The following is a 19,873-nucleotide window of genomic DNA, read 5'->3' on the forward strand; positions in this document are numbered from 1 at the left end:
GAATGATTGCTTCCATATTAATTGATATTCAGGATGATGGTAAAACGCGACACTGGCGTCCATCGAAAGCATTCGGAGAGGAAAAGCATGGAAACGCCATACGCTGTTCCCTTGCCGGCAACGGGGCGCCGTGAACTGGGCGCGTCACACCGATGGAAAGTGCTGGGTGTCGGCGTGGCCGCGAACGTCAGTTTTTCGGCTGCCGCTGCGGGCATTCCCACGACCGCCGTCTGGCTGCGCGCGGATTATCACCTCGGCAACGCTGCGCTCGGGCTGGCGCTGGGGGCCATGGGGCTGGGCGTTGCGCTCACGGAGTTGTCGTGGGGCGTCGCGACCGACCGCTGGGGTGACCGGCCAATCCTGCTGACCGGGTTGGCCACGACCGCTGCCGCGTTGCTCTCCATGATGCTGTTCGTCGTGCCGTCGCATGCGGCTGTTCCGAGCTTGTTGTGGCTTGTGATGTCGATGTGCCTTGTCGGCCTGGTTGGCGGGAGTGTTAACGGATCGAGCGGACGCGCGGTCATGCGCTGGTTCCAGGAAGGCGAGCGTGGCCTGGCGATGAGCATTCGTCAGACTGCCGTGCCGCTGGGCGGCGGGCTGGGCGCGTTGATCCTGCCCTGGCTCGCGTCCACGGGCGGATTTCGCCCGGTCTACGGGGTACTGGCGGCTCTCTGCGCGGTCTCGGGCGTGCTCGCGTGGCTCTGGCTGCACGAGCCGCCGGAGGCGCCTGCCGCAACGCATGGCGGTTCTGGTGCCGCAGTCGCGCCCTCGGTCGGTCCGCTGCGTGACCGGATGATCTGGCGTGTGGTGTCGGGCATCGCCATTTTGTGCGTTCCGCAGTTCGCGGTGCTGACGTTCGCCACGGTGTTTTTGCACGACTTCGGACATGTCGGCATAGCGGGGATTACCGCGACCATGGTCACCGTCCAGCTCGGCGCGATGATCATGCGCGTAGCGAGCGGCCGTTTCACCGATAAACGCGGCAACCGGCGGGCGTATCTGCGCGGGTCGACGCTGGTCGCGGTGGCGTCGTTCGTGGTGCTGGGCGCTGCGGTGGGGTCGGGTCAACGGTTACCGGAAGCGTTGCTGATCGTGCTGATCGCGTTCGCCGGAATTTGCGTGTCGGCATGGCATGGCGTGGCCTACACCGAACTCGCGACGCTGGCGGGCAAGGATCGCGCGGGCACGGCGCTCGGAATGGTCAACACCGCCGTGTATCTCGGCTTGTTCCTGACGCCGCTGTGTATTCCGCATTTACTCGCGATCGGGTCGTGGGGCGTTGTGTGGCTGGCTGCGGCTGCGTGCGCACTGGTTGCTTATCCGTTGTTTCCGAGGCCGGTGGCGCGGGTGTCGTGACGGATTTCATGACGGGTTTCATAAGATCGGTAAGGGCGGTTTATCGTGTTCTCCCGCTTTCGCCGCTTTCCCATAACCGCCGATACGGATCGAACCATTCGCTGGCGTCTTTCAAGGCCGCTGCGGCGAGCCGGCATGGGCGGCGTTGCGCGTCGCGCTCGCGCACGATCAGCCCGGCATGCTCGAGCACCCTGAGATGCTTGGACACGGCGGCGAGCGTCATGTCGAACGGTTCTGCAAGCTCCGACACCGACGCCTCGCCCCGGGCCAGCCGCGCAAGGATTGCCCGCCGGGTCGGATCGGCGAGCGCCGCGAAAGTCGAGTTGAGGAGGTCGGTGGTCACGCGCGCGCCGGGGGTCATGAGGTCAGCGGTTCGCCAATCACTGGGTATGGTCGAAACAGATCGCCGGAATGTCAAGGTAAGGAAGGGGGCGTGAGTGCGCCGGCATACGCTGGCTATTTGTCTACAAGTTGGAGACTGTATTTTGCAAATACAGCATGAAGCCTGTATGTCGACGATCCAGTCATCACTTTGGTGCATGTGACCCATCATGCGCCGACGGACCGACCCGCGCTCCAGCAGAAAAAGCGTGTTGCCGCTACTATTCCGAAGATGAAAAATCTGACGGATTACGCGTTTCGAGCGCTTTCCAACCCACTCTTCGATTTCGTCGAACGGCATCCACGGCTGTTCGTTTTGTCCGGTGCTGGAATTAGTACGGAATCCGGAATACCTTGCTATCGCAATACGGAAGGGCAGCGTACCGGTCGAGCGCCTATCCTGCTGAAGGACTTCATGGGCTCGGAGTTTGCGCGCCAACGCTATTGGGCGCGCAGCATGATTGGCTGGCCGTTGGTCTCCGGCGCTGCGCCGAATGCCGCGCATCTCGCGGTTGCGTGGCTGGAGCGCCTGGGCCTGTTCGAAAGGCTTGTCACGCAGAACGTCGATGGACTGCATACCAGCGCGGGCAATACGGACGTGATTGAATTGCACGGCAATATCGGCTGCGTGCGGTGCATGGAATGCGGCGACGAGACCTCGCGTGCAGCGCTCCAGCAAAGACTCATAGCTGATAACCCGAGCTTCGTCGGCCTGGCTGCGTTGCCGGTGGCGGATGGTGACGCGCAACTCGAAGGTTATGACTTCGCGGCTTTTCACGCACCGTCTTGTACGCGCTGCGGCGGTCTGCTCAAGCCTGACGTCGTGTTTTTCGGAGAAGGTGTGCCGCGGACCCGGGTGGATGCGGCGGCGGCCGCGCTGGATCAGGCCGATGCCATGCTCGTGCTTGGTTCGTCGCTGATGGTGTATTCGGGCTTTCGTTTTTGCGAGTGGGCCGCGCGCGCCGGCAAGCCGATCGCGGCAGTCAATCTTGGGAAGACGCGCGCCGACGCGCTGTTGCAACTGAAGGTCGAAGCGCCGTGCGGGCCGACGCTCGATGCGCTGGCGAGCGAACTCGCGCAGCAACTGGATCGAAGTGCTTAACTATCGAGTTCCTGCTCGCGTCTCACCCGCGCTTCCTCTTCAAGCCGGATGTCTTCAATCTCCTGCATCACGGCTTCCAGATCCACCGGAGTGGTGTCGACTTCCACGTGACCCGTGAGCTTCGTATCGACGGTGAGCAGACCCGCTTCGTATAACGCCCACATTTCCTTGCCGTAACTCGCCTTCAGCAATTCGGGCGCGAACTGGCCGAAGTAGGTCGCGAGGTTATCGACGTCACGTTGCAGCATGGACGCCGCTTCGTTGTTGCCGGCGGCGTCCACCGCCTGCGGCAAGTCGATGATCACCGGACCGTCGGCGGCCAGCAGGATGTTGTATTCGGAGAGGTCGCCGTGAATCATCCCGGCGCACAACATGCGAACGACCTGGCTCAGCAGCAGTTCATGCAACTCGAGCGCGCGCGCGTGGCTCATGTCCACGTCATTCAGACGCGGCGCGACGTCGCCTTCGGCATCCACCACCAGTTCCATCAGCAACACGCCATCCGTGCAGATATACGGTTGCGGCACACGCACGCCGGCGTTGGCGAGCCGGAACAGCGCGTCGACCTCCGCGTTCTGCCACGCCTCTTCCTGCATCTGGCGGCCGTAGCGCGTACCTTTTTCCATTGCGCGCGCTTGCCGGCTGTTTTTCACCGTGCGGCCCTCGCGGTACGAAGCCGCTTGCCGGAAGCTGCGCTGCTTCGCGTCTTTGTAGACTTTCGCGCAACGCGTGGAGTCGCCGCTGCGCACGACATAGACGGTCGCTTCCTTGCCGCTCATCAACTGGCCGATCACCTCGTCGATCAGACCTTCTTCCAGCAGCGGCTGCAGCCTTTTTGGGGTTTTCATACGGCCACCACATAGGGGAGGACTTCGCGGAAGCCGCGAAGGGGGTGGCAGGCGGGGAGGCAGGAAATTGGAATCATGGCGGATTATAAAGGCAACACGGATTCGCCCGGGCAGAAGCGGTCGCGAGCGTTCGGGACGGACCGGTTTTCATCGGTCATTCAAGCCGGCAACGCGGCGCCGAACGTGCCTGTGCGACGTTGTTCCTTGTGTTGCCGTTGCCTGATGGATTGCGTTGAATCAGCCACGCCGGCGTCGCAAAAAGAAACGGCGCCTGTTTTCTCAACGCGTTCACGCCTCATTCGCCTGGCGGGCGCGCCATAGGACACTGTGTTTCAAGGCCAGGCACATGGTCAGATCAGGAATTTAAAGCGCATTTGCAAAAGCTTTTCAGTGCGGATTTTTATTGCTGCATATGCACTGGTGTCTGAACGGTCAGCCCGCCAATTCCGCCATCATCAGCCCCTTCCCCAGCAATGAAATGTACACTCCGCGCGACGCTTGGCACTCGCTGAAAAATGCTTCTGTTTTGATACATGCCTTTGGCGAAAGAAGGTGATATTTATCTAATCAATCCCTTAATACATCGCTATTTATGACAACACAACCCTTGTCAGCGATTTTATTGGCGTTGTTTAATTAGACGATATTCGGAATTACCGATTAATAATCAGACGTTACAACGTGTTACGTCTTTTTTACTTTATCAAAACGTTTCGTCTGTGTAACATCCATTTCGGCAAGTAGGCAGAACGTACGTTCTTTTGGTCGCGTTTTTTTTGGCGGATTTTGCCAGCGGCCCTGCCAGCCCCTTCCTCCTGATTCAATCGTTGCCGAGCTCCTCCAGGGCGCTTGGAGGAGAAGGTTTGCCCGGTTCAGGTTCATCGCTACGATCAGGCAGCCATTCAAAATGAAAACACACTCCTTACTCAATTATTCAGTTTATTCAGTTGTGCTAGCGTTGGCGGCATGCGGCGGCGGCGGAGGAGGGTCAAGCGATCCCGCCAGCTCCGGTTCCACCGCGGCGGTCAGCGGCGGTGCGGGCACGACCGCGAGCGCATCGGGTACGTCATCGGGCACATCAAGCACGGCCTCCGGCGCGGCGACAACCGGTTCCTCCAGCGGATCGGGCGGAACTGCCGCGACCACGACGGGCACGACAACCGGCACCACGGGTTCGACCGGGGCGGCTAGTCCCGCTGCTGTCGTTTCGCCCTCAGCGGTTGCCAGCGCCGCCGCGCTGGCCATGACATGTGCGTCGCCGGTCACGGCCACCAGTTCATCGGCCAGCGGCGTCATCACAGCCGATACACCGAGCACCGACGGCACGCGCATGTTCGCCTCGGGCAGCACGTTCCCGATCGCGATTACCGCTAGCCCGTCGAGCGCCGACACGCTCGCGTGGTCGGTGAGCGACAGCCTCGGCAACACCGTCGCCAGCGGCAGTTTCCCCGCGCCGGCCGGCTCCAGCACCACGACGCTCAATTGCACGTCGACGCTGGCCGGTTACTTCGCGATCTCGGCCACCCTCGCCAAGGCGGGCGGCAGCGTGCAGACGGCCGGCACGCGCCCGACCGGGATAGCAACCTTCGGTGTGCTGCCCAATGTGACCGCGAGCGTGCCCGCGCCGACCTATGCGCACCAGGAGCAGCATCGTTTCGGCATGCAGGGGTTCAACGGCTGGACCGCGATGCTCACGGCGCTGGGCATTTCGTCGACTATCGACGACCGCGAACTGTCGGCCATGGAGCCGAACGGACCTGGCACCTGGACCCCCGCGGTGACCACCGCCGACACCGGTTATTCGTCGGGCCAGATCATGCGGCTCGTGCGGCTGGACGGAATTCCGGCGTGGGACAGCCCGACCGGCGCGTTCAACGACAGCGCCTATCTGCCCGTCGATCAGGCGGGGTACCAGGCTTATATGGGCGTGGTCGGTTCGAACACCGAAGCGATGCGCCAGGCATTAACGCCTGCAATGGCAAAGAACTACTACCAGGTGACCTGGGAGCCGGACTGGCTGGATACGAACGCGAACTTCGTTCAGCTATATAAACTGGCCTATACGGGCCTCCACGCCACTGATCCGAATGCGGTTGTCATGGGGACCGCCGAGCCGTTTCCGCAACTGACCACGCAGCGCCTGCAAACCATGGCGCCGCTGGGTCTCGCGCAGTATCTGGACGGCATCGCGACGCATGGTTACTACGATGCAGGCACGTCGCCGTCGCATCCTCCCGAGCGTCTTGCGACCGACCCGAGTCCCGCCAACGCCGCGAATGCGCTGATGAACCAGATGCGCGGCTTGCGCCAGGAAATGCAGAAGGACTATAAGCCGGGCATGAAGCTGTTCGCGACGGAAACGGGTATCAGCTATGACATCGGCACGTCGTACGGTCCCAACTATCCGACCTCGAATGTCCTGTTTGCGCAGGCCGCGGTGGTGGCGCGCACGCACATCATCCTGCTGGGCGAAGGAGCCGACCAGACCTACGTGTTCTACGGTGCGGACTATCCGGCCGAACCCGGTTACGGCACGTTCTTCGACCTGGCTGACCCGCAGGGCGCGTACGGCGCGTCGAACGTGAGCCCGAAGCCGGCGGCACTGGCGGTCGCGGCAATGACGCGCGTGCTCGACGGCACGACCACGCTCGGGCCGGTGAACGGCACGCCGTCGGGTGTCTATGCCTATGGATTCCAGCAACGCGGCACGGGCATTCCGATCACCGCACTGTGGACCCACAACAACGCGGTATGGAGCGTGAGCACGGGCTTCAGCCAGACCTATAGCGTGAGCTACAACCTGAGCGTCGATGCAGCGGGCACAAGCGGTACGGTGCAGGTGCTGGACTGGATGGGCAACGCCTCGACGGTGGCCTACAGCAACGGCGTGGTCACGCTGAACCTGACTGAAATGCCCATGTACGTGATATCGAAGAACGCGAGCGTCGCGCAATCGAACTCGACGGTGCCGCTGGGCTATCTGGGTACCTGAAGCCTGGTTGTGTGCTGAATGGAAAAACGCTGCCGCGGGTTCACTCGCAGCAGCGTTTTTTTGTTGATACCGCCGGCTTCAGCTTCCGAGCGCCGGGTCAGACATGCTGCTATTGCCTGTTTCCACGTGTCCAGCAAGACGCCGCGCGAAGCTGGTGTCCGACGCAATGGTGACGCTCAGGTCGTACCAGCCATACGATGCGCGCAGGTCGAGATAGAGGCTTTCGCTGTCGCCGCCACGCACTTGACGCGTGATGACCGTGCCGGGCGTGTAGGCGTTCGCTACGCTGAACGTGCAGCTCGTCGTGCCCAGGTTCTTCAGGCGCAATTGCAGGTTGCCGTTGGCGACGTCGTAACCCTCGGTGACTTCCGGCAGCGCCTGCTTGTTATTCCACCAGTTCTGCTGGACCGCCGTGCCGGTAAAGCGGCGCAGGAAGCCGTTCGGACCGTACACGATGAAGTCGTACGTATTGGCCGCGGTCAGCGGGAACTGGTCGTGCAGGCGTTTGCCGGCTTCGACGGTATAACAGCTCGGCGCGGTCTGGCTGTTGGCCGTGTACACGAGGAAGGTCGCGCCGGCATCGCCTGTGTTGATGAAGTCGAAGGTCACGCCCTTGCCCGTGTTCGTGTGGGCGTGAACAAAGAACTCGTAGGGCAGCGCGCGGGCAGGGCGCACGCCGGGTTCCTGTTTCGGCACGGCCTGAACCGCGGGCGGCACCGGCACATAGTCAGGATGACGAATCTGTTGCGTTGGGGCATAACCGCTCGTGTCCGGCAAGGTCGGGAACGAGGCGTTCGGGTTCTTGAAATTGAACGCGGACGTCAGGTCGCCGCAGATGGCCCGGCGCCACGGCGTGATGTTCGATTCGGTAACGTTTGCGCCCGAGCCAAAACGCTTTTCGATAAATTGAATCACCGAGGTGTGGTCGAACAGTTCCGAGCACACGTAACCGCCCTTCGACCAGGGCGACACCACCAGCATCGGCACTCGCGTTCCAAGGCCGTAGGGACCCGCCTGGTAGCTGCTGCTGCCCGGGAAGATTTCATTCACGGTACTGACCGTGGATTTGCCGTTAGCGGGAGACGAGGGCGGGAACGGCGGCACGACGTGATCGAAGAAACCATCGTTTTCGTCGTAGTTGATCAGCAGCACCGTCTTGCTCCATACCGCCGGATTCGACGTCAGGACCTGCAGCACCTGATCGACGTACCACGCGCCGTAGTTCGCCGGCCAGTTCGGATGCTCGGTGAACGCTTCGGGCGCGACAATCCATGAGACTTGCGGCAACGCGTTGTTCTGCACGTCGCGCTTGAGGATATCGAAATAACCGTCGCCCGCTGCCGCGTTCGTGCCGGTGCGCGCCTTGTCATACAGCGGATTGCCGGGTTGCGCATTGCGATACTGATTCAGGTAGAGCAGCGCGTTGTCGCCATAGTTGCCGATGTACGCGTCGCTGGTCCAGCCCCACGAGCCGTTTGCGTCGAGCCCGGTGCCCATGTCCTGATAGATCTTCCACGAAATGCCCGCGTTCTGGAGCACTTCCGGATACGACGACCAGCCATACCCGAGTTCGGCATTGTCGACCACCGGGCCGCCGCCGCTGCCGTCGTTGCCCACCCAGCCGGTCCACATGTAATAGCGGTTCGGGTCAGTCGATGAGTTGATCGAGCAGTGGTACGCGTCGCAAATGGTGAAGGCGTCGGCGAGCTGGTAGTGGAACGGAATGTCCTCGCGCGTGAGATACGCCATCGTGGTCGTGCCTTTGTACGGGACCCACTGATCGTAACGGCCCTGGTTGTAAGCACCTTTGCTCGTGGTCCAGTCATGCGGCAGATCCTGGATGAACTGGAGGCCGAGATCGGGCGCGCTCGGCCGGAACGGCAGCACTTCTCCGAGTCCGCCGGCAATCGGCTGATTGAAGACCGGCTGGCCGTTGGGAAGCTGCACGGCGCGGGTATCGCCAAAACCGCGCACGCCCTGGAGCGTGCCGAAGTAATGATCGAAGGAGCGGTTTTCCTGCATCAGCACGACGATGTGCTCGACGTCGTTGATATTTCCATGCTGGTTGTTCGCTGGAATCGCGAGTGCGTTGCGGATGCCAGCCGGCACGATGCCCAGTGCGGTGGCGGAACCGGCGGCCTGTGCGGCTGCCCTGAGAAAGTCACGTCGGCTTTTTAAGTTCATGGGTCTCTGTCGGTCGTGGGGGGAAGACTTGGTCGGGCTCGCCGGCCGCTTTCGTGTCGCCTTTGTGTCACTCGGCTTCGTGGATAACCGGGGACAACAAAGGATCGGAAGCGGCGGCGGGCGGGGGAGCTTGCGTAAGACTGGACGTCGCTGTTGCCGGCTGGGTTTGCTGCAAGGCCCAGCGCTGTATGTCCGACGATCCCGGTGAAGCGGATGCATCGGATTGCTGAACGGAAGAAGATGAAGAAGGGGCTAAAGAAGACGAGGACGCGGATGGGGTCGCCGAGGGCTGGTCATGGTCACCGCAGGCGGCAAGCAACGTGCACGCGAGCACGGCGCCGCACAGCAACTCGATACTGATTGATCTACTGGGCACAAGCGTCCTCTGGACGGTTTGCGTGGCGGCGCCATGCGGTTTGCGGATGGCGTCGGGAACGAGCAATCCAGAGGATAGGAATTACTCGTGTAGGAATTATTAATTTATTGAAATAACATCCTAATAGTAATTAAAACGTAATTAATATGTTTGGCTGAAGTATGAAAATGCCGGGCAATATGACGAGGGGATAGGCCATCCGCAAACGGGATTTGTCCATCGGCATCGCGTCGCCTAAGGTTGGTCGAGCGGGGTTGTTTGGGAAGAGCCGGTGGTTATGAAGAATTTGTTAAAGCTTACGATCCACATGCCGTAAAGAAGTGAGCAGTGGCAGCTGATCGACTCTCTCTGGCTGTCATCCGATGTCCTGCGTCGGCGCTTCCCGGGTGATCGACGAGGAACGCCGGCCGGACCATAAAAACATTGTTGCGGTCGGGCCGCGCCAGATTCGGTTGATCCAACACGCTTCTGGCCGGCCGGACGACACAGGAGAACACGATGTTGACCGATACGGCGCAGCGGGTCTTGCAACTGAGCGACTATGCGGCGCGCCTTGCCGCCGCGCGCGACCGGAGCTATGCGCTTGCACGCGCCGTCGAAAGGTCGCAAGCCACGTTGAGCGAGGTGGCACAGGATCCCGCGAGCGATTCCGCGCTTTGCCGCTACGCGGCCGAGGCCCTTGAATCCTTGTGCGAGAACCTCGTGCGGTTGTGCGCGCTGACCGACCAGGCATCGGCGAATGCCGAAGCGCTCGCCGCCTTGCCCCTGAAATTTTTCTCCGACAACGACGGCGCCGTCGAGGATCTCGAAGCGGCGGTCCTGTCGCTGGCCGAAGCAACCGTGACCGCCGAGACCCAGCTTGCGGAACTTGCGCAAGTCGTGGCGGAGGCGTGCGGCGCCGTCAACGAAATGCGCCGGCCCGAGCAAATCGGGTAAACCCCCAGTCCAGGAATTTTGACACGGTAATATGCGGGTATACGTGAGGCAGTTACATGCTTCGCGTGCGTCCCATGCAGTGCGTTCGTCCGGCGATCCCGGTTGAGCGCATTGGCTGACGCACCAAACAGGAGGGTCCGCCGCGAGGCGGACTCGTCGTATCGGAAGCGGCCACAAGCCACTGCCGACATTACCGACACTTGTCCCGGGTATTACATATGTCCATTGCAGCATCCCTGTCCCTCCTCGCGCGAGGTTTCCATCCCGCGCGTGACTACCGGCCCGCGACCCGTGGCGCTGTCTCCCCTTCATCCCCTCTGCTGACCCGCCTGCTCGGCTCCGATCCCGGCCTGCTGCGTTTCCACACCGCGCTTCGCAGCGCGATTGCCTGCGTGCTCACGGGCGTGGTGACGATCGGCTGGACAGTTCACACACATCAGCCGCCTACGCTTGCCGCGTTCGCGTTGCTGTTCGCCATGGTCGCGCCGCTGTTCCTTCGCGATGCCACGCAACGCGGCTGGTTCCAGTCGCTTGCCGTGATCTATGGCGCGGGGGCTGCAAGCCTGATCGCGGCGATCGCGCTGGCGGCCTGGCCGCTGGTGGCGGATGCCGGATTCCTTGCCGTGCTGTTCGCGGCGATGCTGGTGCAGGCATGCGGTCCGCGTGCACTGGGTGGAGCGATGACGGCGGTGGTCGCGTTTTACCTTGGGCTGTACCTGCATCCCACGCTCGAACACGTGTTGGTCATGCTGGGGTTGTCGGTGGCAGCGTTTGTGAGCGTTGCGTTCACCGGCCGCGCGCTGGTGCCGACCCGGCCTGAGGCCACGTTGCGTCGCGCGCTGACCACGGTAATGCAGCGTGCCACGACCGTGCTTGCCGATCGTCGTGCTGACGAGCCCGAAGCGCTGCGTCACTTGTCGCTGTTGAACGAAGCGGCGCTCGCTGTTGAAGAGCAGCTTGGCTTGCTCGATCTTCGAGGCGTGCAGCGGCTGCGGGCGTGCCTGATCGATGTCGAGGTTGCGGCGGCCCGGCATGCGGTGGGTGCCAGCCGGCTTGATCGAAGCGATGTTCGTTTGCGGATTGCCTTGCGGCGTTTGTCGCGCGCGGGCCGTGACGCGGTGGCGTCGACCGCGCGTGCGGCGAAAACCGGTGTCAAGCGGCCGGCGGGCGCTCCGTTCGTTTGGCGCGGCGCACTCTCCTGGCTGCCCGCCTGCCGCGCGACGACGGCTGCGCTGATCGCCATGCTGATCGGTCACTCGGTGTCGCCGGAACGGTGGTTCTGGGCGGTCATCACGACCTTCGTGGTGTTCCTCGGCACGCGCTCGCGCGGCGACACGATCCGCAAGACCGGTGAACGGGTGCTTGGCACACTGGCGGGCGTGGCGGTTAGCGCAGCGCTGATAGGCACGCTTCACGGCACGCCCTGGCTGCTGGTTGCCGCGATGGCCGCGTGTGTGTTTGGCTGGGCCTATTTCATCCTGACCTCGTACGGGCAGGGTGTGTTTTTCATCACGGTGCTGGTCGGGCTGATCTATGGCGAGCTGGGCTTTGCCATTGGACCGCTGATTGAAATGCGCGTGGAAGAAGTGTTCGTTGGCTGCATCGTGTCGATAGCCGTAGCTGTATTGATGATGCCGCTGCGCACGTCTCATCACGTCGATATCAAGATGACGGGCGTGCTCGACGCGCTCGACGAGGTCCTGCGCGTTTGCAATACGAGTGCCGATGTCCACGGGCTTCATCCGCTCGCGGCCATGCGTGCGCTCGACCGGCGCTGGCATGAGTTGCGGATCGCATTACGGCCGCTGCAGACGCAGCGCGTGTTTGCATGGAACACGCAGTTGGAACTCGCGGCCGGACCGTTGTTCGCGTGCGTGCAGGCGGCGCGCGAACTGGCGCGGGAGACGGCGCGCGGTGCAGCAGTTACCACCACCGATGAAGCCCGCGCACGCCTCGCCGGAGCGTTGGCGTTGTTTGCGGCGCGCTCCGGACGGAATACGCGGAACCCGGACGCAGCGGTCTCAAGGGAGCTTGTTGCTGCGCGTTAGCACTTCAGGCCGTGCAACAAGCCTTCAGCGTCCGGACCTCAAGCCACCGCCGCCGCGATGCGCTGTCTCGTGGATTGATCGGGATAACTACCGAATCCGGCACGCACATTGTCCTGCATGTACTCAGGCCGCCCGGTCCCGGGAATCACGCAGGTCACCGCCGGATGTGCGAGCACGAACTTGAGCAGCAGTTGCGCCCAGGTCGTGCAGCCAATCTCCTTGCTCCAGGCAGGCACCGGCTGTCCCTTGAGTTTGCCGAGCAAACCGCCGCCGCCGAACGGCTGGTTCACGATCACGCCAATCCCGCGTTCCCTGGCAAGCGGCAGCAAGCGTTCCTCGGCGGCGCGGTCGTCGGCAGCGTAGTTGATCTGGACAAAGTCGAGTGTCTCCGAACGCATCACGGCTTCCACCTCGGCGAACGCGCCCGACGTGTAATGCGTGATGCCGAGATAGCGAATCCGGCCCTGCGCTTTCCATTCACGCAGCGTGGCGAGCTGCGTGCGCCAGTCGAGCAGGTTGTGAACCTGCATCAGGTCTATACGCGGTTGTTGCAGACGCCGCATTGACTCTTCCATTTGCGCGATCCCCGCTTCACGGCCTTCGGTCCATACCTTGGTCGCGACAAACGCACGGCCATGCCCGCCGATGCGTGTCAGCACCGCCCCGGCAACCGCTTCCGACGAGCCATACATCGGCGATGAGTCGATGACCGAACCACCGTTGTCGAACAGGATGCGCAGCACGTCGCCGAGCGCGGCTTGTGCCTGTGGATTGTCGCCGACATCGAAGGTGCGCCAGGTGCCGCAGCCGACCACCGGCAGCGCTTCGCCCGTGGACGGAACAGGACGCGTGTTCATGCGCGGCAGCGGCGTGCCGCTGGCGGGCGTTTGCGCGAAGGCGACAGGCAGGCTCAAGGGCAGCATGACGCTGCCGGCGGCAAGGAGAAGGCGTCGACGATGAGTGTTGGCGGAAGTGGGGCGCATAAGCAGTCTCGCCGTGACGGGTCAGCTCTCAGGATAGGCGAAGTCACGAAGTCACGTAGTGGGCGTGCCACCCAGTGATCGCACCCTCACGGCTCTTGTGTCAGCGCCTGCAAGCGCGGCGCGAGCGTGGTCAGCAAGAGCTCTTCCAGCGGCATGGGGTGGGCGAAGTAATACCCCTGCGCCTGCGCCGCGCCCATCTCGCGCAATGCCGCGAGCGTGGCGGCGTCTTCCACGCCTTCCGCCACGAGCGTCAGGTCCAGCGACTCCGCCATCCGCACGATTGCACGTACGATCGCGCTGCTGCGCGGACTGGTAGTCAGTTCGAAGATAAACGACCGGTCGATTTTCAGGCCGCTGAAACGGTACTGATGCACATAACTCAGCGACGAAAATCCGGCGCCGAAGTCATCGAGCACCACCGACATGCCGTGATCGGCCAGGCGTTGCATCGAACGCCTGGCCAGATCGGGCTCGGCAACCAGTGCGCCTTCCGTGAGTTCGAGGCAGATCCGCGACGGCGCGACGCCGTGACGCGCGAGCAGGGCGAGGACGTCGTCGGCGAACTCCGGGCGCGTCATGCTGTAGCTCGAACAGTTCACATGCACCGGCGGCCAGTCGGCGTGCTGCGGCTGCGCGAGGATGATCGCGACGCGCGTGAGCATGTAGAGATCGAGCCGGCCGATCAGGCGCAAACCTTCCACCGCCGGCAGGAATTCGCCCGGCGTGATGAGGCGGCCGTCGGGCTGGCGCCACCGGATCAACGCTTCGAGCGCAATCAGCTCGCCGCTGTTCACGCAGACGATAGGCTGAAAATACGGCACCAGTTCGTCGTCGCGCTTGAGCGCATTGCGCAACGCGCCTTCGCGTTCCACCTGATCGGAGACCTCGCGGCGCAGCTCATGATTGAACACGACAAAACTGTCGCGGCCGCCATTCTTCACGCGATACATCGCGGTATCGGCATCACGCAGCAGGTCCGCCGGCTCGCGGTGAAACTGGCTGTCGGGACTGACAATACCAATGCTGCACGACGAGAACACCACGTGGTCGTCTATATGAAACGGCAGGTCGAACGCCGCCAGGATCCGTTCCGCAATTGCCACGGCGGTTTCCAGCGGCGCACCCGGCGAGAGCACCGCGAACTCGTCGCCACCGAGCCGCGCGAGCAGGTCGTCGTCGCGCAGGCAGCTTCGCAGGCGGCCCGCGGCCTGCACCAGCAGCATGTCGCCGAAATGATGGCCGAGACTGTCGTTCACCACCTTGAAACGGTCGAGGTCGATAAACATCACGGCCAGTTGCTCGCCTTCGCCATGATGATCGAGCCATGCCTCCTCCAGCCGCTGCAGCAGGTGGCTGCGGTTCGGCAACCCGGTCAGCGCGTCGTGTGAGTTTTCGTGCTGCAGCTGGGCGTTGGCGAGATCGAGCTCGCGGGTGCGGTTCTGCACGCGCGCCTCGAGTTCAAGGTTGGCCGCATGCAGGGCTTCGGCGGCGCTGCGGCGTGACAGGGCGGTATCGATATGGCGTGAGACGAACGTCAGCAGTTCCTGGTCGCGCAGCGAGTAACGCACGCTCGTGGTGTAGCTTTGCACCGCGAGCACGCCGCGCACGACGTCGCCGTCGAACAGCGGAATGCCCAGCCACGAACGCAGCTTGATGCTCTCGCCCGAGCGTTCTATTTCGCCGGTCTCCGCCAGCCGCGTGGCTTCGGCGAGGTCGATCAGACACGGACAGCGCTGCCTGATCACATACTCCGTCAGGCCGCGCCGGTTACGTCGCGGTGTGGGATGGTCGTTCAGCAGTTCGTCGACGTAATAGGGGAAGGACACGGTCGCGGTCGTATTGTCGACCAGCGCGATGTAGAAGTTTTCCGCATACAGCAACTCGCCGACAATCCCGTGCAGGCTCTGGAAAAACTCCATCATGTCGCCGTGCCGGCTCGACAATTCGGCAATCTGGAATAACGCCCCCTGCAGGTGCTCGGCCCGTTTTCGTTCCGCGATCTCCAGTCTCAGCGCACGATTTAGTTCGGATAGCTCAGCAGTCCGGCGCGATACGGTTTCTTCCAGGTCATCACGATGCAGGATCCGGTCCAGCGCCATGGCTACATGCCGGGCGACGACCAGGAAAAGCGCGCGGTCCTCCACACTGTAGATTCGCGAGACGTCGTACACCTGCATGGCGATCATGCCGAAGACTTCGTCCGAGGCGTTCTTGAGCGGCGCGCCCATCCAGAATTCGGGGCGGTCACCCATGCAAAAGAAACGGCCCTCGCGTTCAGCCGTGCGGATGCCGGCGGCGTCGATCAGGAGCGGCTGGCCCGTGATCAGTACCTGGCCCGTCAGCGACAGGTGCGACGGATCGAGGGTGTCGTACATCGCGCATTCGAGCAGGGAGGTGTCGATTACATCGACGTAATACGGGTAGGTGATCCTGCCGTTCGACGAGTCGTAAAGCGCGAGATAGAAATTTTCCGCGTCGATCAGCGTGGCGAGTTGCTGGTGCACGCCGAGCAGGAACGCCGATCGTTCGCGCACGGAACTCGCGAGATAGGCGATTTCATAGAGCACGCGCTGGGTATTTTGCGCCCGCGCCAGCGTGTCGGTCTGCATGGCTTCGCCCAGGCTGCGGGCGAGGTCGGACAGCGTGGAACTTCCCGAGTGGCTGGCGGGCGCGAGCAGCCAGCCGAGGATGCTTTCGCCGCTGCCCGTGGGCCAGAGACACAGGCGCCGGGACGTGCAGAAGGCGTGGAAGGTGTCGGCGGTGAGAAGGGCGGGCCACGTTTGCGCTGCATCGCCCTGACCCGCCAGATGCAGGGCCTCGCCGACCCGATACCACGCCCAGGCGGTGGTATCGGTTTGAGTACGGGCACGGTGCAGCAGCACGTCGACTGAACTGCCCGCGTGGGTCACCCGCGCCGGGTCGATGATCACGCGAGCGAGGTCCGCAGCGGGGTTGTCGCTGCTGTCGTTGGCCATTGGCGTGGCAGGGTTCGCGGGAAAGACGTTCATCAGCGCTCCGAGCCGGAGGTTGCACCCGGGCTCCTGATTCAATCTCGTTCGATGTCGATGTTATCTGCTCTTCATCCGGACACGGGAGGGATTGAATGAGCCCGCTCCTTCGGTTGTGTACGCACCTGAGCACTATAACGGCAGCACGGCCGGGGGCTTGAGCGCTATCGTAGGGATTCAGCCGGTCCGGATCCTTGCTTTGCGCCCATGTTTCAATGCGGCGCATTACAAGCACCCCTCATGTACCTCTACCGCGCCCGACGAACCGCATACCGTTGCGGGGCCGGACACCAACGAGCGCCGCTCCACCGCTACCGAAACACCAAGCAGCACGATCCCGCCGCTCGCGAGCAGCGCACCGGTCCAGCCGGTGGCCTCGAGTCCGAAGCCCATCGCGACCACTACGCCGCCCGCCCACGCACCCAGCGCATTTGCAATGTTGAAGGCCGAATGATTGAGCGCGGCCGCGACGGTCTGGGCGTCGCCGGCCACGTCCATCAGGCGCGTCTGCACGGCCGGGACCACGGCTATGCCGAGTCCCATCGCGAACAGGTTGAGCGTGGCCGTCCATTCGTTGGCCGAAGAATACGCGAAAGCGGCCAGCGCGGCGGCATTCCAGATCAGCATGCCGAAGATGGTCCAGAGCCGCGACTTGTCGGCCAGCACCCCGCCAATCAGGCTGCCCGCCGTCATGCCGACACCCAGCGCGCCGAGCAGCAGCGGCACGCGCCAGGGCGCCACGTGGGTCACGTTCAGCAGCGTCGGCGTGATGTAGGTGTACACCGCGAACAGTCCGCCGAAGCCGACCGCGATCACCGACAGCGTCAGCCAGACCTGCAAGCGCCTGAACACGCCAAGCTCGCGGCGAGGCGTGGCGCCGCCGGCGTGAATGGGCGGCAGAAAGATGCGCACGCCAATCATGGTAAGTATGCCGAGCGTGCCGACGAGCAGGAAATCCGCGCGCCAACCGAGCCATTGACCGAGCCAGGTCGCCAGCGGCACGCCGAAAATATTCGCGATTGTCAGGCCCAGCATGACGCGTCCGACTGCCCGCGCGCGCCGGTCGGGCGGCACGAGCGACGCTGCCGTCAACGCAGCCACGCCGAAATACGCGCCATGCGGCACGCCGGAAATAAAGCGCGCGATCAGCAGCAGCGGGTAATTCGGCGCGAGCGCGCTGAGCAGATTGCCGAATGCAAACATCAGCATCAGGCCGATCAACATCGCGCGGCGCGGAATTTTCGCGAAGAAAATAGTAATGAGCGGCGCGCCGATCACCACGCCCAGCGCATACGCGCTGATGATGTGACCCATGGTGGGCAGCGACGTACCGAGGCCGTTCGCGATCACCGGCAGGATGGTCATGGACGCGAATTCACCCGTGCCGATAGCCAGGCCGCCGACGGCCAGCGCGAGTTCGGCGGGACCCGCGCCATAGGGTGCGACCACGCGCGTGAGCGGGTCGTTGGGGACATCGATAATGGACATTGAGGAAAAATTGTGGGTTGTGAGCGAAGCGCAATGCAGCATTATCGCGAAAGAATTAATCTTCCGCATGCGCGAAGGCTCGAACGGGCGTGCTGAACCGTGTTGCTGCGGTGCCGTAGCCGCTAGTCCTGTGTGACTGTCGTGTGACGCGGCTCGTTCGTGTCTTCGGCATCGGCACCTGCCGAAAAACGTTCACGATAAGCCTGCGGTGTGACACCCATTGAACGCAGGAAACTGCGCCGCATGGTTTCCTCCGATCCAAACCCGCAGCGCGCGGCGACGCGCTTGACGGGAAACGAGGTATCGCCGAGCAGGCGGCGCGCCGCTTCCAGGCGCAATTGATCGATTGCGCGGGCCGGCGTGACGCCCGTTTGCGCCCGATAGTGGCGCACGAAGCTGCGCTCGCTCATGCCGGCGCGCTCGGACAGTGTCGCGATTGACAGGTCGGCCGCCATGTTCTCGGCTATCCACGCGTGCAGGTCGCTGAAACGGTCGCCGGCTTTTTGCAGCGACAACGTCGCGCTGAACTGCGCCTGGCCGCCCGGCCGCTTGAGAAACACGACCAGTTCGCGCGCCACGTCGAGCGCGAGCGCGCGCCCGAGATCGTCCTCGATCAAGGCAAGAGCGAGGTCGATGCCGGCTGTCACGCCCGCCGATGTCCAGACCGCGCCGTCGCGAATGAAAATAGGCGATGGGTCCACGTGGACGGCCGGGTAACGCTGCCCGAGATGCTCGCAATGCGCCCAGTGAGTGACCGCGCGGCGATCGTCGAGCAAGCCCGCGGCGGCCAGCAAAAACGCGCCCGTGCATACCGATGCCACCCGCCGGCACTGTGCCGCGCGCTCCCGTACCCAAGCCACCTGCGCCGGATCCTTCGACGCCGCATGAACGCCACGTCCGCCCGCGACAATCAGCGTGTCGGTCGGTTGTTGAGCGGTGGGCAAGGGCTGCGCGAACAGTCCGAGAGCTGCTGTGCTTTGAATTTCCCCCGCAGCGGCAGAGACGACACGCGCTATATAGGGCGCGCTTGCTCCACGCGCCAGCGAGATTTCATTGGCGGAGGCGAAGGCCTGCAGCGGTCCGGCGGCGTCGAGCAACTGGACGTCCGGAAACGCGAGGATGTCGATACGGCGAGGAGCGTCACTCATGATGTTGGGGCGGGTTGGCGTGAAACGAGGGTTGAATGACAAGTTCGCCAAATCGTAGCGAGGTATCGTTAGTGCGTCCACTTCCTTTTGAAGGTTCATCGCCATGACGTTGCATATCGGCTTCCTTGTTTTCCCGCGCGTTCAGCAGCTCGACCTGACCGGCCCGCATGACGTGTTCGCGTCGGTCCCCGGCGCAACCGTCCACCTGATCGGAAAAACGCTCGATCCGATCAAGGCGAGCAGCGGCCTCGCGCTGACGCCCACCATCACGTACGCCGATTGCCCCGCGCTCGATGTGTTGTGCGTGCCGGGCGGAGTGGGGGTGGGCGAGTTGATGGAGGACGACACCGCGCTCGATTTCATCCGGCGGCAGGCTGCGCAGGCGCGCTTTGTCACATCGGTCTGCACGGGTGCGCTGGTCCTGGGCGCCGCAGGTTTGCTGCGCGGACGGCGTGCGACCACACACTGGGCGGCCCATCATTTCCTGGAGAGCTTCGGCGCGATTCCGGTGAAGGAACGTGTGGTCCAGGATGGCAATTTGATGACGGGCGGCGGCGTGACCGCGGGCATCGATTTTGCGCTGACACTTCTTATCGGCTTGATCGGCGAAGCCGAAGCACAGGCAATTCAGCTTCAGCTGGAATATGCGCCCGCTCCGCCCTTTAATTCAGGTACACCCGACACGGCGCCGAAGGCCGTGGTCGACCTGGTGTGGAATCGCGCCGAAGCAGTGCGTGCTCAGCGGGCAGCAATCGTTGAACGTGCTGCGGCTCGATTGAATGGATAGCAGGCCCGGCGCAGTGCCGATGCGGTAACTCGGGTTGGCGGGCATGCTTCTGACAGGAGGCGAGTGTCATGCCACGCGTACGGGTTGCTTCGATCACGGTTCTTGGCTCGCTCGGCATAGTGCTGGGCGCGACGCCCGACGCATTTGGCCGGAGCGCCAAGGCAACGCCGGCCGCGCCGCCATTGCCACCATTGCCGCCTTCAACGATGTCCAGGCAGGCGCGCAGAGCGCAACGC

Annotated in this window: 14 protein-coding genes; 6 read left to right on the plus strand and 8 right to left on the minus strand. The window is 63.2% G+C overall.

All coding sequences use genetic code 11. The features are described 5' to 3' along the window. Positions 1-87 precede the first annotated feature (87 nt). Complete coding sequence (locus AWB69_RS20315) at positions 88-1,356, plus strand: MFS transporter (protein WP_062088000.1); 1,269 nt, start codon at positions 88-90, stop codon at positions 1,354-1,356. Positions 1,357-1,396: 40 nt separating this feature from the next. Here AWB69_RS20315 and AWB69_RS20320 read toward each other — a convergent pair whose 3' ends face one another. Further along, complete coding sequence (locus AWB69_RS20320; protein WP_062088100.1) at positions 1,397-1,699, minus strand: ArsR/SmtB family transcription factor; 303 nt, start codon at positions 1,697-1,699, stop codon at positions 1,397-1,399. A gap of 270 nt (positions 1,700-1,969) precedes the next feature. Here AWB69_RS20320 and AWB69_RS20325 point away from each other — a divergent pair, with 270 nt between their 5' ends. Continuing rightward, on the plus strand, positions 1,970-2,839 hold the full coding sequence (locus tag AWB69_RS20325; protein ID WP_062088102.1) for an NAD-dependent protein deacetylase: 870 nt from the start codon (positions 1,970-1,972) through the stop codon (positions 2,837-2,839). Here the strand turns inward: AWB69_RS20325 and AWB69_RS20330 are convergent. Both AWB69_RS20330 and AWB69_RS49510 read right to left on the minus strand, forming a co-directional pair. Further along, complete coding sequence (locus AWB69_RS20330; RefSeq protein WP_062088001.1) at positions 2,836-3,687, minus strand: PA4780 family RIO1-like protein kinase; 852 nt, start codon at positions 3,685-3,687, stop codon at positions 2,836-2,838. The two genes, AWB69_RS20325 and AWB69_RS20330, sit on opposite strands and share 4 nt — an antisense overlap. A 939-nt stretch (positions 3,688-4,626) precedes the next feature. After that, the gene (locus tag AWB69_RS49510) at positions 4,627-5,112 is read right to left on the minus strand and encodes a hypothetical protein (protein ID WP_231937176.1); all 486 of its coding nucleotides are present in this window, start codon (positions 5,110-5,112) and stop codon (positions 4,627-4,629) included. Here AWB69_RS49510 and AWB69_RS20345 point away from each other — a divergent pair. Continuing rightward, positions 5,093-6,679 (plus strand): hypothetical protein, encoded by a 1,587-nt coding sequence (locus tag AWB69_RS20345; protein WP_331712682.1) that lies wholly within the window; start codon positions 5,093-5,095, stop codon positions 6,677-6,679. The two genes, AWB69_RS49510 and AWB69_RS20345, sit on opposite strands and share 20 nt — an antisense overlap. A 78-nt stretch (positions 6,680-6,757) precedes the next feature. Here the strand turns inward: AWB69_RS20345 and AWB69_RS20350 are convergent, their stop codons facing one another. Then, entirely contained in the window at positions 6,758-8,863 is a 2,106-nt protein-coding gene (locus AWB69_RS20350) for a phosphocholine-specific phospholipase C (RefSeq protein ID WP_062088007.1), read from the minus strand. 874 nt (positions 8,864-9,737) lie between these two features. On the opposite strand from AWB69_RS20350, the gene AWB69_RS20355 reads away from it, so the two are divergent. Both AWB69_RS20355 and AWB69_RS20360 read left to right on the plus strand, forming a co-directional pair. After that, entirely contained in the window at positions 9,738-10,175 is a 438-nt protein-coding gene (locus tag AWB69_RS20355; RefSeq protein ID WP_062088009.1) for a hypothetical protein, read from the plus strand. Between the two features lie 218 nt (positions 10,176-10,393). Further along, the gene (locus AWB69_RS20360; RefSeq protein ID WP_062088011.1) at positions 10,394-12,223 is read left to right on the plus strand and encodes an FUSC family protein; all 1,830 of its coding nucleotides are present in this window, start codon (positions 10,394-10,396) and stop codon (positions 12,221-12,223) included. A 38-nt stretch (positions 12,224-12,261) separates the two neighbouring features. On the opposite strand, the gene AWB69_RS20365 is transcribed toward AWB69_RS20360, so the two are convergent. From AWB69_RS20365 to AWB69_RS20380, 4 genes are all read right to left on the minus strand, one after another. Beyond that, a complete protein-coding gene (locus AWB69_RS20365; RefSeq protein ID WP_062088013.1) occupies positions 12,262-13,206 on the minus strand; it encodes an aldo/keto reductase in 945 nt (314 codons plus the stop codon). 86 nt (positions 13,207-13,292) lie between these two features. After that, complete coding sequence (locus AWB69_RS20370; protein ID WP_062088015.1) at positions 13,293-16,214, minus strand: bifunctional diguanylate cyclase/phosphodiesterase; 2,922 nt, start codon at positions 16,212-16,214, stop codon at positions 13,293-13,295. A gap of 225 nt (positions 16,215-16,439) precedes the next feature. After that, complete coding sequence (locus tag AWB69_RS20375) at positions 16,440-17,702, minus strand: MFS transporter (RefSeq protein ID WP_062088104.1); 1,263 nt, start codon at positions 17,700-17,702, stop codon at positions 16,440-16,442. A gap of 122 nt (positions 17,703-17,824) precedes the next feature. Continuing rightward, positions 17,825-18,850 carry a GlxA family transcriptional regulator gene (locus AWB69_RS20380; protein ID WP_062890657.1) on the minus strand — a complete coding sequence of 342 codons (1,026 nt, stop codon included), beginning with the start codon at positions 18,848-18,850 and terminating at the stop codon, positions 17,825-17,827. Positions 18,851-18,953: 103 nt separating this feature from the next. Between AWB69_RS20380 and AWB69_RS20385 the strand changes: the two genes are divergently transcribed. Continuing rightward, a complete protein-coding gene (locus tag AWB69_RS20385; protein ID WP_062088019.1) occupies positions 18,954-19,637 on the plus strand; it encodes a DJ-1/PfpI family protein in 684 nt (227 codons plus the stop codon). Positions 19,638-19,873 lie beyond the last annotated feature (236 nt).

The sequence above is a fragment of the Caballeronia udeis genome, from assembly GCF_001544555.2.
GTDB lineage: Bacteria > Pseudomonadota > Gammaproteobacteria > Burkholderiales > Burkholderiaceae > Caballeronia > Caballeronia udeis.

Excerpts from the sequence above, each read along its gene's own strand:
- AWB69_RS20355 (WP_062088009.1), top strand. The coding sequence starts at position 9,738 with ATGTTGACCGATACGGCGCAGCGGGTCTTGCAACTGAGCGACTATGCG.
- AWB69_RS20380 (WP_062890657.1), bottom strand. The coding sequence starts at position 18,850 with ATGAGTGACGCTCCTCGCCGTATCGACATCCTCGCGTTTCCGGACGTC.
- AWB69_RS20360 (WP_062088011.1), top strand. The coding sequence starts at position 10,394 with ATGTCCATTGCAGCATCCCTGTCCCTCCTCGCGCGAGGTTTCCATCCC.
- AWB69_RS20385 (WP_062088019.1), top strand. The coding sequence starts at position 18,954 with ATGACGTTGCATATCGGCTTCCTTGTTTTCCCGCGCGTTCAGCAGCTC.
- AWB69_RS20325 (WP_062088102.1), top strand. The coding sequence starts at position 1,970 with ATGAAAAATCTGACGGATTACGCGTTTCGAGCGCTTTCCAACCCACTC.
- AWB69_RS20375 (WP_062088104.1), bottom strand. The coding sequence starts at position 17,702 with ATGTCCATTATCGATGTCCCCAACGACCCGCTCACGCGCGTGGTCGCA.
- AWB69_RS20350 (WP_062088007.1), bottom strand. The coding sequence starts at position 8,863 with ATGAACTTAAAAAGCCGACGTGACTTTCTCAGGGCAGCCGCACAGGCC.
- AWB69_RS20365 (WP_062088013.1), bottom strand. The coding sequence starts at position 13,206 with ATGCGCCCCACTTCCGCCAACACTCATCGTCGACGCCTTCTCCTTGCC.
- AWB69_RS20315 (WP_062088000.1), top strand. The coding sequence starts at position 88 with ATGGAAACGCCATACGCTGTTCCCTTGCCGGCAACGGGGCGCCGTGAA.
- AWB69_RS20370 (WP_062088015.1), bottom strand. The coding sequence starts at position 16,214 with ATGAACGTCTTTCCCGCGAACCCTGCCACGCCAATGGCCAACGACAGC.
- AWB69_RS20330 (WP_062088001.1), bottom strand. The coding sequence starts at position 3,687 with ATGAAAACCCCAAAAAGGCTGCAGCCGCTGCTGGAAGAAGGTCTGATC.